Origin of the sequence: Brucella grignonensis (genome assembly GCF_002252505.1) — a bacterium.
GTDB lineage: Bacteria > Pseudomonadota > Alphaproteobacteria > Rhizobiales > Rhizobiaceae > Brucella > Brucella grignonensis.
In genome coordinates, this window is the sequence record NZ_NNRL01000158.1 from 79889 (window position 1) to 96327 (window position 16439).

Genomic DNA, 16439 nt, shown 5'->3' on the forward strand with positions numbered 1-16439 from the left:
AATGTTTCGCTCCCTTCTCCCCACCGTTGCGCGCTGGCGTTCGCTGGAAGGAGAAGGGCTCGAACATCTCAGTATCGCGCCCGCCGGTAACACTTTCAACGCCACTGGCGTTATTATCGGCGAGCGTGGCGATGTTCCCTACGGTGTACGTTATAGCATCGATTGCGCGAGCGACTGGCGCGTATTCCATTTCCTCATCGAAACGACATCCGGCTTAAGGCTCGAACTCAAATCCGATGGAAATGGGCACTGGACCACGATGGCCGGAGACGCATTACCCGAGTTCGATGGTTGCATGGACATTGATCTGGCAGGGACACCCTTCACCAATAGCTTGCCTATCCGCCGTCTGGGCCTGACGCCCGAAAGCGGAACAGTGCAGCTCGACATGCTTTACGTACCGTTCAATAGTTTCCGCCCGTTGCGCGACCGCCAACGATATACCTGTCTTAAGGAAGACAAGCTCTACCGTTACGCTGCCGCTGATCGCACGTTCACCGCTGAATTGCCTGTCGATGAAGACGGGCTTGTCACTGATTACCCAACCCTGTTCCAGCGCCTGCCTGTCTGAAAGACGAAGACCTGCAGGCGGCCGGAAAAAGCCCCGGGAGAAATATCATGAGTTTCCGTACCCTCGATGATGCCGACGTCAAATCAAAACGCGTTCTGGTTCGCGTTGATCTCAACGTGCCGATGGCAAATGGCGAAGTAACCGACCTCACCCGTATCGAACGCATCGTTCCAACCATTGCGGAACTGTCGAAAAAGGGTGCCAAGGTTATTCTGCTCGCCCATTTCGGTCGTCCAAAAGGCGTTGCTTCCGATGAAAACTCGCTAAAGCATGTCGCAAAGCCGCTCGCAAAAGTTCTCGGTCATGGTGTTCACTTTGCAGAAGACAGCATTGGCGACAAGGCGAAGGCGGCAGTCGATGCGCTGAAAGACGGCGACGTTCTGCTTCTCGAAAACACCCGCTTCCACAAGGGCGAAGAAAAGAACGATCCGGAGTTTGTCGCAGCACTCGCAGCCAATGGCGACATCTATGTCAACGACGCCTTCTCGGCGGCGCACCGCGCCCACGCTTCGACCGAAGGTCTGGCGCATGTGCTGCCAGCCTATGCAGGCCGCGCCATGCAGGCAGAACTTGAAGCGCTTGAAAAAGGCCTCGGCCAGCCAGCCCGTCCCGTTGTGGCAATCGTCGGCGGCGCCAAGGTTTCCACCAAGCTCGACCTTCTGTCGAACCTGATTGAAAAGGTTGATGCACTGGTGATCGGTGGCGGCATGGCCAATACTTTCCTCGCAGCCCAAGGCCACGGTGTCGGCAAGTCGCTTTGCGAGCATGACCTTGCCCATACCGCGCGCGAAATTATGGCCAAGGCCGAAAAGACCAAATGCGCCATCATCCTGCCAGTTGATGCGGTTGTAGGCTGGCACTTTGCCGCCGACACGCCAAACCAGACCTATGGTGTCGATGCCGTGCCAAGCGACGGCATGATTCTTGATGCAGGCGCGCTTTCGACTGACCTGATCGCCTCGGCCATTGACGACGCGGCAACGCTCGTCTGGAACGGTCCGCTCGGCGCATTTGAACTGCGTCCGTTCGATACAGCAACCGTCAAGACTGCCAAGCATGTTGCCGCTCGCACTAAGGCTGGCAAGCTGGTTTCGGTCGGCGGCGGCGGCGACACCGTTGCGGCACTCAATCATGCAGGCGTTGCCGACGACTTCACCTATATCTCGACCGCTGGCGGCGCTTTCCTTGAATGGATGGAAGGCAAGCCACTTCCCGGCGTTGATGTGCTGAAGAAGTAAAAAAGAAAGGCCGCTGAAACCAGCGGCCTTTTTCTTTATGGCTTAGGCGTCAGTTTTAACAGCCTGCCCGGATTGTCATCCTCGATCACCCAGATCGCACCATCTGGCCCGACGGACACGTCGCGGATACGATTTTCCATCGCAAAACGTTCGGCTTCATTGGGCTGACCATCGCTGTTAATCGTCACACGGATCAGCGCCATCGACGAAAGGCCGGCGATCAGCGCAGAGCCATTCCAGTCGGCAAACATCTTGCCCTTGTAGAATGTCAGCCCGCCCGGTGAAATTACCGGCGTCCAGAACAGCATCGGTGCTTCAAACTCAGGCCGCGTGCTGTGACGCGGGATCGGACGGCCACTATAATTGTCGCCATTGGAGACAACCGGCCAGCCGTAATTGAGACCCGGCTTGATGAGATTGAACTCATCGCCGCCGCGCGGTCCCATTTCATGCTCCCACAGCTTGCCGTCCGGCGCGAATGCAAGACCATAAGGATTGCGATGGCCCGTTGACCATGTCAGCGCTTTGATGCCATCTTCCTCAGCCTTCGGATTGTCCTTTGGGGTTGAACCATCTAGGTTCATACGCAGGATCTTGCCCATCGGCGCATTGTCATCCTGTGCGGTTGCGGGCGACATGCGATCACCAACCGACAGGAACAGATGCTTTTTATCAGGCGCAAACGCGATCTTGCCGCCGGGCTGCCCGCCCTTGGCAGGCGTAGCCTGCTGCCAGATTGCCTTGAGATCCTTAAGCTCAGCCTTGCCCTTGCCTTCGGAGAGAGTACCACGTGCCAATACGAGTGCGCCGCCGCCATTTTCAGGCATGACATAGGTAAAATAGATCGCCTTGCTCTTGGCGAAATCGGGTGCAGGAATGATATCCAGCAGACCATTCTGTCCACTGAACAGCACCGTCGGAACGCCTGAAACTTCTGTCTTTTCACCCTTCTCGGTTACGACAAAGATCTTGCCGCCCTTCTCGGTAAGGATCAGTTTGCCGCCCGGCAGAAATGCAATCGCCCATGGTGTGTCAAATTCCGCCACTGCTGCGACATTGAAGGGCAATTCAGTGGTGGCTTCCCTGTTTCCTGCATTGATACTCTCCGCAAACGCGGTCTGAGCCGGAAGGGCGATTATCGATGCAACCAGAATGAACGGCAGGCTTAGTAGGGCACTTCGCATCTCTCCTCCTTTTAATTGATATCCTTTAGATGGGATTCTCACGCATCATGTCAAAACCTAATCGCGATTAGGTGAATCGAAACTCGAAGATCCACTCTGCATGCGAATTAAAGCAGAGTTCTGACAACCGTTAAGAAAACTTGCTCTGGCTAAATCGTTTGAAAAAATTTCAATCGTTTCAACAGCTTGCACTGCCATTTTGTTGACCTAACTCTTCTGCTATCGACAATGATTATGTGCCTTGAGAGCGGCTGAGGCTCTTCGCCCAGCTTCCGAGTATCGCCCTTGCGGGTCTTAGAGGAGCTTACACATGACTGAACGTCTTGAAGATATTGCAATTGCACTCGTCGCAAACGGCAAGGGAATTCTGGCGGCGGACGAAAGCTCCGGCACCATTGCAAAACGCTTTGAAAGCATCGGCCTCGCCTCAACTGATGATTCACGCCGCGATTATCGCGAGATGCTGTTCCGCTCGGACGACGCGATGAAAAATTACATTTCCGGCGTCATTCTTTACGATGAAACCATCCGCCAGAAAGCCAAGGATGGCACGCCGCTTGTCGATCTCATTCGCAAGGCAGGTGCTGTGCCGGGCATCAAGGTCGATGCCGGGGCCAAGCCACTTGCCGGTTTTGAGGGTGAAACCATCACCGAAGGTCTAGACGGCCTACGTGAACGCCTCAACGAATATTATGGTATTGGTGCTCGCTTTGCGAAATGGCGGGCCGTAATCTCAATTTCTGATGGGCTTCCGACATGGGGAGCGGTCAAGCAAAACGCGCAGGCTCTCGCTCGATACGCAGCGCTCTGTCAGGAAGCAGGCATCGTGCCGATCGTTGAGCCGGAAGTGCTGATGGATGGCAAGCCGGGCGATCATTCCATCGACCGCTGCTACGAAGTAACCGAATGGGTGCTCAAGACCGTCTTCACCGAACTCTACGACGCACGCGTCAGGTTCGAAGGCATGATCCTGAAACCGAACATGGTTATAGACGGCAAGAAGGCGCGCAAAGCCTCTGTCGAAGAAGTGGCGGAAAAGACTGTTCGCTGCTTCCGCAACACGGTCCCTGCTGCCGTGCCGGGCATTGCCTTTCTTTCCGGCGGTCAGACCGGCGAAGAAGCAACCGCGCATTTGTCGGCAATGAATGCAAGCTTCGATATGCCATGGAAGATGACCTTCTCCTATGGCCGCGCGCTGCAAGCAGCTTCACTGGAAGCCTGGGGCGGTAAGGATGAGAATGTTGCCGCTGGCCAGCGCGCCTTTTCGCATCGTGCCAAGATGAATGGTTTGGCTGCAACTGGCGGCTGGAAGAAAGACCTCGAAAAAGCAGCCTGAACTATGCTGCATGATAAAGGCCCGGTTTAAAGCATGATCCGACCGGGCTTTTTAGTTTTCAGTGAAATGAAACCCGACCGCCATCGCCATGGCAAATATTGCAAACGCTGCGATCTTCCAGAAATCGCCACGCTTCTTCAAACCCGGCCAGCCAAGTGGCTTGATGATGTGCAAGCCCATGAGGGCCAGAAGCAGCACAGGCAGGATTTTGGTCACAAAACACCTCTCATGGTTCCTTGTGACCCAGCGATCAACATCCTGCAAGCCCCATCAATTCATGCCGTACCGCTGATACACTTATTCATCTTAAGTTTCATGGACGAGGCTCTGATCATCAGCATACACTAGCCACCGGAGGAGATGAAAAGCGCATGGAGGAGACAGGGCAAATTGGCCTGTCTTGCGCTTTCATCCTGCATGTTATCGCGACGCTTTGGCGGATCACCTTATCCGATAAAGCGCTGCTTCTGGGAGGAACAGCATGACATCGAAATATGCCGAAACCTACGCCGCATGGCAGAATGACCCTGAAGGCTTCTGGGCTGAAGCAGCCAGAGCCATCGACTGGTTCAAGCCATGGGATCAGGTTCTCGCAAGCGATGACGGTGTGTATGGCCGCTGGTTCAAAGGCGCGGAATGCAACACTTGTTACAACGCACTCGACCGCCATGTCGCCAATGGGCGCGGCGATCAGGTAGCGCTCATCTATGATAGCCCTGTTACAAACTCGGCGCGCAAATTCACCTATTCCGAATTGCTTGAAGAGGTGGAAGCCCTCTCGGCAGTCATGCTTGATAATGGTGTGACGAAAGGCGACCGCGTTCTCATTTATATGCCGATGGTGCCGGAAGCAGCCATCGCCATGCTGGCCTGTGCCCGAATCGGAGCCGTGCATTCAGTGGTGTTTGGTGGATTCGCCGCCAACGAACTTGCGACCCGTATCGATGATGCAAAGCCAGTGATGATCATTGCCGCTTCATGCGGCATCGAACCGACGCGTGTCGTGCCCTATCAGGCGATGCTCGACAAGGCAGTTGCAACTGCCCGTCACAAGGTCGAACATTGCATTATCCTGCAACGCGAGCAGCATCCCCACACACCCGTTGAAGGCCGCGATATCGATTACCGTACGGCTGTGGATGCGGCACGCGGTCGTCATGTGCCATGCACATCTGTGGCAGCCACTGATCCGCTCTATGTGCTTTACACATCGGGCACCACCGGCGAACCCAAAGGCGTGGTGCGCGACAATGGCGGACATATGGTGGCGCTCGCATGGTCGTTGAAACATGTCTTCGGTATTGAGTCGGGGCAAGTGTTCTGGGCAGCATCCGATGTCGGTTGGGTGGTCGGCCATTCCTATATCGTCTATGCGCCACTGATTGCAGGCGCGACCAGTATCCTTTTCGAAGGCAAACCCATCGGAACGCCGGATGCCGGCACCTATTGGCGCATTATCGCTGAGCACGGCGTTGAAGTCATGTTCACGGCACCCACCGCCTTGCGCGCAATCAAGAAGGAAGATGCGGACGGCAATTTCGTGCGCCGCTACGATCTTTCCAAATTCCGCGCCCTGTATCTTGCTGGCGAACGCGCTGATCCTGACACGATCCACTGGGCGGAAAATCTGCTCGGCTGTCCGGTAATTGATCACTGGTGGCAGACGGAAAGCGGCTGGCCGATGGTTGCCAACCCGCTTGGTCTTGGACTGCTCGAAACCAAATACGGCTCGCCTGCGGTCTGCCTGCCCGGTTATGATATTCGGGTGCTCGATGATGCAGGCCACGAGGTCGAACGTGGTCAACTCGGCAATATCCTGATCAAGCTGCCATTGCCGCCCGGTTGTCTGCCAACGCTTTGGAATGCCGATGAACGTTTCCGCAAAGCCTATCTCGACGAGTTTCCCGGCTATTACAAAACGGCCGACGCCGGCTACATGGATGAAGATGGCTATCTCTACATCATGAGCCGCACCGACGACATCATCAATGTCGCAGGTCACCGTCTTTCGACCGGTGCCATGGAGGAAGTGCTTTCCAGCCATCCCGATGTTGCCGAATGTGCGGTGCTCGGCATTTCTGATTCCGTCAAGGGACAGGTGCCCTGCGGCTTCCTCGTGCTGAAATCCAATATCGACCGCGATATGCACGAGGTCGAAAAAGAATGCATCAGCATGATTCGTGATGCTATCGGGCCGGTTGCTGCTTTCCGGCTGGCTTTGACCGTAAAACGCCTACCAAAAACCCGCTCAGGAAAAATATTGCGATCAACGATCCAGAAAATTGCCGATGGTGAAGATTGGAAAATGCCAGCCACCATTGATGACCCGGCAATTCTGGATGAAATCAGCTTGGTTCTGCGGGAGCGGCATATCGGTCTGGCTTTTGCCTGAACCTTCTTATCGCGCTTCACACTCTTGACCGGCGAAAATCGCCGGTCCACTCTCCCGCAAAATTCGGAGATTGATTGATGCAGTTAGAAGGCAAGGTGGCAATCGTCACGGGTGCTGCCCGCGGTATTGGCTATGCCATTGCCAAGCGTTTCCTCATGGATGGTGCAAGCGTCGTTGTATCGGATGTCGACGGCGCAGGAGCATCGAAGGCGGCCAGGGATCTGGAACAGTATGGCAAGATTCTCGCCATCGCCTGTGATGTTGGCGACAAACTCGATATCCATAATCTCCTGACTTATACCGCCACCAATCTTGGTGAGATTGATATCCTCGTCAACAATGCAGGCATTGTGCATCAGGCTGATTTCCTTGATCTCAAGGAAGAAGACTTCGACCGCGTGATGCGCGTCAATCTCAAGGGGGCTTTTCTCTGCGGCCAAGCTGTCGCCAAACGCATGGTCGCCCGCGTCGAAACAGGGGGAGACGCTGGCAGCATCATCAACATGTCATCGATCAATGCGATATTCGGCTTGCCTGAGCAACTTGCCTATTCTGTCTCCAAAGGTGGCATGAACCAGCTGACACGCACGATGGCGGTGGCACTTGCCAAATGGGGGATTCGGGTCAACGCAATTGGTCCGGGATCCATCGAAACCGATATGCTCTCGGCAGTAAACACCAATGCTGAGGCGCGCAAGAAGATTGTCGAGCGCACACCGCTCGGGCGAATCGGTCAAGCCTCTGAAATCGCAGCAATTGCGTCGTTTCTGGCATCCAATGATTCGAGCTATGTCACCGGCCAGACAATCTATGCTGATGGTGGCCGCCTGCCACTCAGCTATACCGCCACGCCACGGTTTAAAGCCTGATCAGGTCATTGCGACGCACGAATATTAGGATGATAATAATGCGATCCCTCCTGACAGATAGCTGTCAGGAGTCCTGTGTCATAGTGCATTTCTAGTGTGATGGATTTGAAGTTCCTATCATTCGTGATGCATCCGCGTTTAGGAACTTCAAATCCAAAATCACACTAGATTTGATAGGCCGCTGGTGTGGCTTCAAACCCGAAATTCGTTCCAACGCTTACATTATAACGAGACGAATTTCGGGTTTGCCACACCAGAAAAGAGGGATTCACTATGGCACTCGCAATCGCACCACTGCTCGCAGTCCTGAAAGAATACATCCGCAGGCAGAACGAACGTCGACGTTTCATCCTCACACAACGTGCGCTCGACAATCTGCCGCTTGACCTGCGTAAGGATATGGGCTGGCCGGATCGCTATCTGGAACAGCGCGAAGCCAAACAATGCAACGGAGAATGAACCCGGAATGCGCCGCGCAGACCGCCTTTTCCAGATTGTTCAGCACCTGCGCGGTGGCAGGCTTGTCACCGCGCGCCAACTTGCCGAACGGCTTGAAGTCTCCGAACGTACCATTTATCGCGACATAGCCGACCTGCAATCGACCGGGGTACCCATCGATGGCGAGGCAGGCGTCGGCTATATTTTGCGGCAAGGATTTGAACTGCCGCCGCTCATGTTCACGCGCGATGAAATCGTGGCGCTTGTGGCAGGTGCGCGCCTGATCCGCGCCTGGGGCGGTGTTTCCATGGCGCGAGGTGCTGAAGAAGCGCTGGTAAAAATCGAGGCCGTTCTGCCCAAGGAGGAGCGCGCCCGTATTACCGGCACTCAGATTCACGCGCCCTCGGCCAGCATCAGCGTAAGCGAACGCCGCATCATTGATGCGGTCGAACGTGCTGTCGATGAAGGCACAGTTCTCAATATCCGCTATCGTGACCTCGAAGCGAAAGAGAGCGAGCGCGATATTCGTCCACTGGGCCTTTGGTTCTGGGGCAAGGTCTGGACAGTGATTGGCTGGTGCGAGCTGCGCAATGCTTTTCGCACTTTCCGCACAGACCGTATTCTTACGGCAGGCAATGCAGGACGCACTTTCCGTTCCGAACGCGGCAAGACACTTGCCGATTTCTACCGTCTCATGGAAATGAGTGAATACAACGCGTTCAAGGATTAGAGCGCCGGGCGCCCTATTGGGCGCGCAAAGGTCGCTCTAACACTTTAAAATTAGAGCATAATTTCACCTTAACTGATCCAAGTTTAAGGAATTATGCTCAAAAAAACCCGCCAGAGCGGCGGGTTTTTTGTTTCGACGAAGAAAGCTTATTCTTCGTCTTCGTCGGTGTTTGAGCTCTTCAGCGAAGAGAGCTTTGCGAATACCTTGTCCGCATCGAGCTCTTCTTCTTCAGGCGCCGCATCACGATAATCGAAGTTTTCGGTCGCAGATGCTGGCAGCAATGTGCTGTCGGATTCCTGTGCCGGGCGATTGCGTGCTGCACGTTCGACTTCAAGATCAAGATCGATCTGCGTGCAAAGACCGAGCGTCACAGGATCCATCGCCGTCAGATTGGCTGAATTCCAGTGACTGCGGTTACGAATCTGTTCGATGGTCGACTTGGTCGTGCCGATCAGACGGGAGACCTGCGCATCTTTCAGTTCAGGATGGTTACGCACCAGCCAGAGAATCGCATTTGGACGGTCCTGACGCTTGGAAAGCGGCGTGTAACGTGGTCCCTTGCGCTTGGCTTCTGGTACACGCACCTTCGGGTCGGAAAGCTTCAAGCGGTGATAAGGATCCTTTTCACCCTTGGCAATTTCTTCGCGCGAAATCTGTCCAGTGATAACTGGATCAAGCCCCTTGATGCCCTGCGAAGCTTCACCGTCAGCAATTGCCTTCACCTCAAGCGGATGCAGCTTGCAGAAAGCAGCAATCTGATCAAAAGACAAAGCCGTATTATCGACGAGCCAGACGGCCGTTGCCTTCGGCATAAGAAGCTGGGTGGCCATTAGATATAATCCTTCTGTTCGTCCGCTCCGGTGGTGCGGGACGTGGGGAAAACCACAAATTCCGGGAAATCACGGCTTATATATATTTTTTTTGACCATAGAGCAAGAAAGGGCTTCCACCACATCCCCTATTCTCTATCGGGTGCGAGAAAGACGTCTCCGGCATCATGCTACGTCGAGGACAATTTTGCCTATATGCTGACCACCTTCCATCCGGTCGTGTGCCCGCCAAGCGTCTTTGAGCGGAAAAATCATATCCATGACCGGAGAGACGCTGCGTGCTGCCAGAAGCGGCCAGACTTTTGCCTCCAGTTCCCGCGCGATGCCCGCTTTGAAGTCCACAGACCGCGGACGTAATGTCGAGCCAGTATGGGTGAGGCGTTTCGTCATCAGAAGTGCAAAATTTGCGGTTGCCTTGGCACCATTCAGAAACGCAATCTGTACGATCCGTCCATCCTCTGCTGCGGCCTTGTAGTTACGATCCACATAGTCGCCGCCCACCATATCGAGAATGACATCTGCTCCCTTGCCTTTGGTCGCATCTTTGACAGCCGTTACGAAGTCCTCATCGCGATAGTTCACGGCCCTGTCTGCGCCGAGCTTCAGACAGGCCTCGCACTTGTCGGCCGAACCCGCCGTAACAATCACATTGGCACCCAATGCTTTGCCAAGCTGAATAGCTGTTGTTCCGATGCCCGATGAGCCACCGTGAATCAGCAATGTCTCGCCCTCTTTCAGCCCGCCACGCTCAAACACATTGTGCCAGACGGTGAAAAATGTTTCGGGGATGGCAGCAGCTTCAATATAGCCATAGCCGGAAGGCAGAGGCAGCGCATTGGTTTCGTGTACGATTGCATATTCGGCATAACCGCCACCAGCAAGCAGCGCCACAATCTGATCGCCGACCTTGTAACGTTCGACGCCTTCGCCAAGCGCAACAATATCCCCCGCAATCTCAAGTCCCGGAATATCCGACGCACCCGCCGGTGGCGCATAATGGCCTTCACGCTGAAGAACGTCAGGGCGATTAACGCCCGCCGCACGTATCCGAACCAGAACTTCCCCTGCTTTTGGTTCAGGCACCGAACGCTGGATCGGACGCAGCATATGCGCGCCACCCGGGCCTGCAATTTCGATTGCTGTCATCTGGGAAGGCAGTTCGGCCATCATGATTAAACTCCTGTTCAAATTGCCCATAGCGCCGATTGGTCTGCAACGGGATTACCCTTTATGCGCCGCAGAAATGCCTCACGTCGAGTGCAACGCATTTCATTAGAGCACCGGGCGCCCTATTGGGCGCGCAAAGGTCGCTCTAACACTTTAAAATTAGAGCATAATCTTACCTTAAACTGATCCAAGTTTAAGGAATTATGCTCTAGGGAAATCATCATCGATTTCTTGAAATATATATGCGAAGATTCAAGGTGTTAAATCTTTTCTGCCCTTATAGTTCCGTCATAGACCCCGGAGGAAGGCCATGAGCGGTATCGATGAAGATGCAAACAAACCGCGCGACAGTGTGGTTCTGAGTGAAGATGAATTATCGCTGCTTTCGGTTCTCGAGATCGAGCAGCGCATCACTTTGCTACAATCCGAAATTGAGCGTCTGAAGGCTGAAAGGCACAGAAAAGGCGACAGCCGCGCTGCTGCCGAGGCGCTTTTCCGCTGAAAAGCCGTCTCAGCCTGATCATTAACGATAGAGCGAAGTCGCGTCTCGTGCGACTTCATAAAATCCCGGGAACGTGATCTTGCGTATTTACATTCAGGTTCTGGCACTACTCTGTGGCACAGCCTTTCTTCTGATGGCCTCCGGTCTCCATGGTCTGCTGCTTCCATTGCGTGGTGGCCTCGAAGGCTTCTCCGTTGCGTCTCTTGGTATGCTGGGCACCACATGGGCGGGAGGCTTTGTCGCAGGCTGTCTCTTCGCCCCGCGCCTTGTACGGCGCGTCGGGCACGTTCGTGCCTTTGGCTGTTTTGCAGCTTCTGCAGCCGTCATCGCGCTTCTGTCAGGCATCTATATCGATGTGATATCTTGGATTATTCTGCGCACCTTCACCGGCTTCTCCATGGCTGGTGCGTTCATGGTGATTGAAAGCTGGCTCAACGAGCGCGCCACCAATGAATCACGCGGCAAGATTTTTGGCCTCTATATGATGGTCAACTACGGTGCCACAATGAGCGGTCAGATGATGGTAGCGAACGGCGATATCCGCAGCGATCATCTGTTTATGATCACAGGCATTCTCTTCTGTCTGGCGTTGATCCCAACGGCAATGTCTACGGCTGTCAGTCCAAAACCGCTCACGGAAGTCCAACTTGATCTCAAAGCACTTTACCGCAATTCGCCCGCAGCCTTTGTGGGCTGTATTCTGATCGGCATTGCCAACGGTGCATGGGGCACGCTGGGTGCCGTATTTGGCGCGAAATCCGGTATTTCGACCACAGAAATCGCCTTGATGGTCAGTGTTACCATCGCCGCTGGTGCTTTGATGCAAATTCCGGTCGGGCGCATTTCTGATCTCGTTGACCGGCGCTATGTTCTGGCAGGGGTTGCTTCACTTGCAGCTCTCGTCGGACTTATGGCCTTTATAATCGGCCCATCAAACGGCAAGATCATCATCATCATGACAGGCTGCTACGGCGCGCTCGCCTATGCACTCTATCCTGTCGCTGTTGCCCATGCAAACGATCACGCTTCCTCTGAAAGCTTCGTGAAAGTATCGAGTGGCCTGTTGCTGCTTTACGGTTTTGGTACCATGCTTGGTCCATTGCTGGCCGCAGCTGCAATGGACATCTTCTGGCCGTCTGGTCTTTTCGCCATAACTGCCCTCGCCCACATCTCGATCACAGCCTATGCGCTGTTCCGGTCACGCAGGCGCGCCTCAGTACCAAAAGCAGAAAAAGAACAGTTCAAAAGCATGCCATCAGTCAAAAGCGCAACACCTGAAGCGATGAATCTCGACCCGAGGGCCGAGACAGACAGCTAGAGTCTGTGGGGAATAGCCAACAAAAAAAGCAGCGAATAATCGCTGCTTTTCATAGTGCTGTTAAATTCGTCTAATATTGGATAGGGGAGGATGCTCGGCGGCTGATGCACAGCCGCCAACATCTTCAACAGTACCGTCCTATTGGCCGTCATCAATGGCGATTGCGTACTGCTTGTAGAGCTTCCGGATTTTAAACCTTACGTTCAGACCTTACTCGATCAAAACACGCTCTACTTAATAGTTAAACTGTGAGAGCGACCTTTATGCGCCCAATAAGGAACACGACGCTCTATTGACGGACTATTTTAATGTCGAGTGACTTGAGTTCTCAGTTTTTCGATCTGTTCCTTGAGCACGAGCTTTTTGCGCTTGAGAGATGCAACGTGAAGATTGTCCATTGCCGGTGACGCCATGGCATCGGAAATTTCCTGCTCCAGAGCGCCGTGCTTCTTTTCGAGCGTGGCAAGATGGGACTCGATAGCCATCATCAATTCTCCTTTGGTTGGCTTCTCAAAGGATGAAACCGTGCGCGAAGTACCTGCCAACCGCAAAGCTTCACCCGCTCACACTGCGCAAATACCCAAAATACTCCTGTTTTCGGGCCAATTACGCAGTCCCGATTGTCATGAGCCGCAGCCCATTGACAGCCACTCATGACAGAACCATGACACTTTGGCATGAGTAAGGTCGAAAGTCGAATTTGTCGTGGTAGCATTTTCCAATCACGAAAAATGTGATAAGGGCTGCTCTCGAAACGGGTCTGTGCCGCGCTGGTACGGCCCGTAATATCATTCTGAACAATACGGGGCAAACCGCATGTCCGATCAGGAACAGGCCGAAATCAGATTGGCCGTCGCACGTCTGAAACAGGAACACGCGGATTTCGATGCAGCCATCAACGCCATGATGCAGGTGGGCTGCGATCAGCTGCGCATTCAGCGTATGAAAAAGAAAAAGCTCGCCATCAAAGACAAGCTGCAGGAAATGGAAGATCACGTCATTCCTGACATCATCGCGTGAGCTTCATATAACAAAGAGTTTACAGCCGGGGTTCGCCCGGCTTTGTTTTTATTATGTCAAAAACCGAACTATGGAAGCGGAGCAAGAAAGATCAATGAGCGTGAGTGCAGACGTCGCCATCATCATGGGCAGCCAGTCCGATTGGGAAACCATGCGCCATGCAGCAGACACACTGGAGGCTCTCGGCATTTCCTTTGACGCCCGCATCGTCTCTGCGCATCGCACACCAGATCGCCTCGTCGCTTTCGCCAAAGGTGCAAAAGCCGAGGGCTTCAAGGTCGTGATCGCCGGTGCTGGTGGAGCAGCTCATCTTCCCGGCATGGCCGCAGCCATGACGTCTCTTCCGGTATTTGGCGTGCCCGTACAATCCAAAGCTCTTTCGGGACAGGACTCCCTTCTATCCATCGTCCAGATGCCTGCGGGTATTCCCGTCGGCACTCTGGCTATCGGCCGTGCAGGTGCTGTGAATGCAGCGCTTCTCTCCGCAGCCGTTCTCGCACTTTATGACGATGCACTCGCAGTACGTTTGGACGAATGGCGCACAGCGCAGACCGAAAGCGTTGCAGAACGCCCATCCGATGAGGTCTGATATGGTAGATTCAGCACTGAAAGCAGGGTCGACAATCGGTATCATCGGCGGCGGTCAGCTTGGCCGCATGCTGGCAATGGCGGCTGCACGCCTCGGATATGAGACCATCATTCTGGAACCGCAGGCCGATTGCCCTGCCGCACAGGTGGCAAACCGTCAGATCGTTGCAGCTTATGATGATCCGGCAGCACTTGCAGCGCTCGCAGTGGTATCTGACGTCATCACCTATGAATTCGAGAACGTACCTGTATCAGCCGCAGACAAGCTGGCTGAATCAGCTCTCGTTTTCCCGCCACCGGCAGCGCTCGAAATCTCGCAGGATCGCTTCACCGAAAAGCAGTTCCTCAATGAAAGCGGTATCGAGACTGCACCCTGGCGTCTTGTCGATGATGAGGAAACACTCATTGCAGCGCTCGGTGCGCTTGGTGAACGCGGAATTCTGAAAACCCGTCGACTGGGTTATGATGGCAAGGGACAGGTTCGCCTGACCTCACTCAACGAAGACGAAGCCCGCAAGGCACTGGAAACGATCAAGCACGCGCCTGCTATCCTGGAAGGTTTTATTTCGTTTGAGCGTGAGGTTTCGGTCATCGCAGCCCGTGATCGCGACGGCAATGTAGCAATCTTTGATATTGCGGAAAACGTTCATAAGGACGGCATTCTAGCAACCTCGACGGTTCCTGCCTCCATCTCGGCTCAGACAGCAGATGCTGCCAGCAAGGCTGCTGAAAAGCTTTTGCATGCGCTTGATTATGTCGGCGTGCTCGGCCTCGAATTCTTCGTTCTTGCGGACGGCACCCTGCTTGCCAATGAGTTTGCGCCACGCGTGCACAATTCCGGCCATTGGACAGAGGCCGCTTGCGCCATTTCGCAGTTCGAACAGCATATTCGTGCTGTCGCGGGCCTTCCGTTAGGCGACACGGTTCGCCATTCCGATTGCGTGATGGAAAATCTGATCGGTGACGATGTTGAGCAGGTGCCAGCGATTCTCGCAGAATCGAATGCAGTGCTGCATCTCTATGGCAAGAAGGAAGCCCGCCCGGGCCGCAAGATGGGTCACGTAACCCGTATAAAGCCCCGCGCAAATTGAGTAATACGGGGGAATCCATCCGATTCCCCTGCTATCAGGCCTCTGCGGCAAGATTTTCAGAACAGAGCTTCGTGAATCTGCCGCGCAGGAGTTGACATTTGGCTGGAATATTGTGTATTTCGGCCAACCCTTCGGGCAGGAATACTGCCTGTAACCAATTGGCGCCTTGGGCGCCTGTTTTTATGCAGCCCGGCGGCATGTCCTGTCGATGGGCCAACCAAGACCGGTGATTGACATGAAGATCAAGAATTCGCTCAAGGCGCTCAAGGCTCGTCATCGTGACTGCCAGCTCGTTCGCCGCAAGGGCCGCGTTTACATCATCAATAAGACTGCTCCGCGCTTCAAGGCACGTCAGGGCTAATCTTATTTTTGATTTTGCATTTGACGTTTCGCTGCGCATGATAAAGATTATGCGCATGCGGAACGTTTTTGCACATCGGGGTTACCTCTCGCTTTTATCAGCCTTTGGCGCAGCTTTGCTTGTTACAAGCCCTGCCCTTGCTGATACAACAAAGCCATCGCTCACAGCCCCTATCCTGCCTGTTCAGGTTGGCGCTGACAGCGAACAAAAGCCACCGCAAACAAATTCTGCCCCGGCTGCAGCGCAAACGCCTGAAGAGCGCCTCGACAAGCTTTTTGCTGATCTCAAGCGCACATCCGACGAGACGAAGGCGCGCCGCATCACCGTTCAGATCAATCAGATCTGGTCGCAGTCAGGCAGCGCTACGGTAGACCTGCTCGTGCAATGGGCAAGTAGCGCCATGCTTGAAAAACGCTACACTTCAGCACTCGATTTCCTGAATGAAGCCATAGCAATCGATCCGGACTATGCTGAGGCATGGAACCGTCGTGCAACGGTCTATTACCTGCGTAACGACTATGCTCATGCCATGTATGACATCAATCGTACGCTGGAGCTTGAGCCCCGCCATTATGGGGCGCTCACCGGCATGGCAGATATTCTGCGCGCACGCGGACTGAAAGAACAGGCAATGCGAGCCTATGAACAGGCATTGCAGATCAATCCGATGATGCGCGACGCTCAGAAGAGCTTCTTCGATCTCACAGAAGAATTAAGCGACACCCGCACCTGATTTTTCCTCAATAGAGCATTTCCTGTTTTGATTGAATCGTTGGAAATGCTCTATCTGTTTGTTTTTAAGCA

General features: G+C 54.1%; 19 protein-coding genes. 14 read left to right on the forward strand and 5 right to left on the reverse strand.

Features of this window, described 5'->3' with window-relative positions; all coding sequences use genetic code 11:
- The first annotated feature begins 1 nt into the window (after position 1).
- Both CEV33_RS10030 and CEV33_RS10035 read left to right on the forward strand, forming a co-directional pair.
- Positions 2 to 571 (forward strand): putative glycolipid-binding domain-containing protein, encoded by a 570-nt coding sequence (locus CEV33_RS10030; RefSeq protein ID WP_094540357.1) that lies wholly within the window; start codon positions 2 to 4, stop codon positions 569 to 571.
- A 47-nt stretch (positions 572 to 618) separates the two neighbouring features.
- A complete protein-coding gene (locus CEV33_RS10035; RefSeq protein ID WP_094540358.1) occupies positions 619 to 1809 on the forward strand; it encodes a phosphoglycerate kinase in 1191 nt (396 codons plus the stop codon).
- Between the two features lie 35 nt (positions 1810 to 1844).
- Here CEV33_RS10035 and CEV33_RS10040 read toward each other — a convergent pair whose 3' ends face one another.
- Positions 1845 to 2993: a PQQ-dependent sugar dehydrogenase gene (locus CEV33_RS10040; RefSeq protein WP_094540359.1), complete on the reverse strand. Its 1149-nt coding sequence runs from the start codon at positions 2991 to 2993 to the stop codon at positions 1845 to 1847.
- A 310-nt stretch (positions 2994 to 3303) separates the two neighbouring features.
- Between CEV33_RS10040 and CEV33_RS10045 the strand changes: the two genes are divergently transcribed.
- A complete protein-coding gene (locus tag CEV33_RS10045) occupies positions 3304 to 4329 on the forward strand; it encodes a class I fructose-bisphosphate aldolase (protein WP_094540360.1) in 1026 nt (341 codons plus the stop codon).
- Between the two features lie 51 nt (positions 4330 to 4380).
- Here the strand turns inward: CEV33_RS10045 and CEV33_RS23995 are convergent, their stop codons facing one another.
- Positions 4381 to 4545 carry a hypothetical protein gene (locus CEV33_RS23995; RefSeq protein ID WP_167388143.1) on the reverse strand — a complete coding sequence of 55 codons (165 nt, stop codon included), beginning with the start codon at positions 4543 to 4545 and terminating at the stop codon, positions 4381 to 4383.
- Positions 4546 to 4810: 265 nt separating this feature from the next.
- Here CEV33_RS23995 and CEV33_RS10050 point away from each other — a divergent pair, with 265 nt between their 5' ends.
- The 4 genes from CEV33_RS10050 to CEV33_RS10065 all read left to right on the forward strand — a co-directional run bounded on the left by CEV33_RS10050 (position 4811) and on the right by CEV33_RS10065 (position 8758).
- Complete coding sequence (locus tag CEV33_RS10050) at positions 4811 to 6721, forward strand: propionyl-CoA synthetase (protein WP_094540361.1); 1911 nt, start codon at positions 4811 to 4813, stop codon at positions 6719 to 6721.
- A gap of 77 nt (positions 6722 to 6798) precedes the next feature.
- The gene (locus CEV33_RS10055) at positions 6799 to 7590 is read left to right on the forward strand and encodes an SDR family NAD(P)-dependent oxidoreductase (RefSeq protein WP_094540362.1); all 792 of its coding nucleotides are present in this window, start codon (positions 6799 to 6801) and stop codon (positions 7588 to 7590) included.
- A gap of 273 nt (positions 7591 to 7863) precedes the next feature.
- Positions 7864 to 8049, forward strand: a complete 186-nt coding sequence (locus CEV33_RS10060) for a hypothetical protein (protein WP_094540363.1) — start codon at positions 7864 to 7866, stop codon at positions 8047 to 8049.
- Positions 8050 to 8056: 7 nt separating this feature from the next.
- Positions 8057 to 8758 carry a helix-turn-helix transcriptional regulator gene (locus CEV33_RS10065; protein ID WP_094540364.1) on the forward strand — a complete coding sequence of 234 codons (702 nt, stop codon included), beginning with the start codon at positions 8057 to 8059 and terminating at the stop codon, positions 8756 to 8758.
- A gap of 146 nt (positions 8759 to 8904) precedes the next feature.
- Here CEV33_RS10065 and CEV33_RS10070 read toward each other — a convergent pair whose 3' ends face one another.
- Positions 8905 to 9588 (reverse strand): DUF1013 domain-containing protein, encoded by a 684-nt coding sequence (locus CEV33_RS10070; RefSeq protein WP_094540365.1) that lies wholly within the window; start codon positions 9586 to 9588, stop codon positions 8905 to 8907.
- A gap of 165 nt (positions 9589 to 9753) precedes the next feature.
- Entirely contained in the window at positions 9754 to 10758 is a 1005-nt protein-coding gene (locus CEV33_RS10075; RefSeq protein WP_094540366.1) for an NAD(P)H-quinone oxidoreductase, read from the reverse strand.
- Positions 10759 to 11065: 307 nt separating this feature from the next.
- Here CEV33_RS10075 and CEV33_RS10080 point away from each other — a divergent pair, with 307 nt between their 5' ends.
- Positions 11066 to 11257: a DUF1192 domain-containing protein gene (locus tag CEV33_RS10080; protein WP_094540367.1), complete on the forward strand. Its 192-nt coding sequence runs from the start codon at positions 11066 to 11068 to the stop codon at positions 11255 to 11257.
- 79 nt (positions 11258 to 11336) lie between these two features.
- On the forward strand, positions 11337 to 12575 hold the full coding sequence (locus tag CEV33_RS10085) for an MFS transporter (protein WP_094540368.1): 1239 nt from the start codon (positions 11337 to 11339) through the stop codon (positions 12573 to 12575).
- A 305-nt stretch (positions 12576 to 12880) separates the two neighbouring features.
- Here CEV33_RS10085 and CEV33_RS10090 read toward each other — a convergent pair whose 3' ends face one another.
- A complete protein-coding gene (locus CEV33_RS10090) occupies positions 12881 to 13063 on the reverse strand; it encodes a YdcH family protein (protein WP_024895753.1) in 183 nt (60 codons plus the stop codon).
- Positions 13064 to 13391: 328 nt separating this feature from the next.
- On the opposite strand from CEV33_RS10090, the gene CEV33_RS10095 reads away from it, so the two are divergent.
- The 5 genes from CEV33_RS10095 to CEV33_RS10115 all read left to right on the forward strand — a co-directional run bounded on the left by CEV33_RS10095 (position 13392) and on the right by CEV33_RS10115 (position 16368).
- Positions 13392 to 13595 carry a YdcH family protein gene (locus CEV33_RS10095; protein WP_024895754.1) on the forward strand — a complete coding sequence of 68 codons (204 nt, stop codon included), beginning with the start codon at positions 13392 to 13394 and terminating at the stop codon, positions 13593 to 13595.
- 100 nt (positions 13596 to 13695) lie between these two features.
- Positions 13696 to 14184 carry a 5-(carboxyamino)imidazole ribonucleotide mutase gene (purE, locus tag CEV33_RS10100; RefSeq protein ID WP_024895755.1) on the forward strand — a complete coding sequence of 163 codons (489 nt, stop codon included), beginning with the start codon at positions 13696 to 13698 and terminating at the stop codon, positions 14182 to 14184.
- A gap of 1 nt (position 14185) precedes the next feature.
- Entirely contained in the window at positions 14186 to 15274 is a 1089-nt protein-coding gene (locus CEV33_RS10105; RefSeq protein ID WP_094540369.1) for a 5-(carboxyamino)imidazole ribonucleotide synthase, read from the forward strand.
- Positions 15275 to 15509: 235 nt separating this feature from the next.
- Positions 15510 to 15635: a type B 50S ribosomal protein L36 gene (gene ykgO, locus CEV33_RS10110; protein WP_002967908.1), complete on the forward strand. Its 126-nt coding sequence runs from the start codon at positions 15510 to 15512 to the stop codon at positions 15633 to 15635.
- A gap of 49 nt (positions 15636 to 15684) precedes the next feature.
- Complete coding sequence (locus CEV33_RS10115; RefSeq protein WP_374817751.1) at positions 15685 to 16368, forward strand: tetratricopeptide repeat protein; 684 nt, start codon at positions 15685 to 15687, stop codon at positions 16366 to 16368.
- The last annotated feature ends 71 nt before the right edge of the window (positions 16369 to 16439 follow it).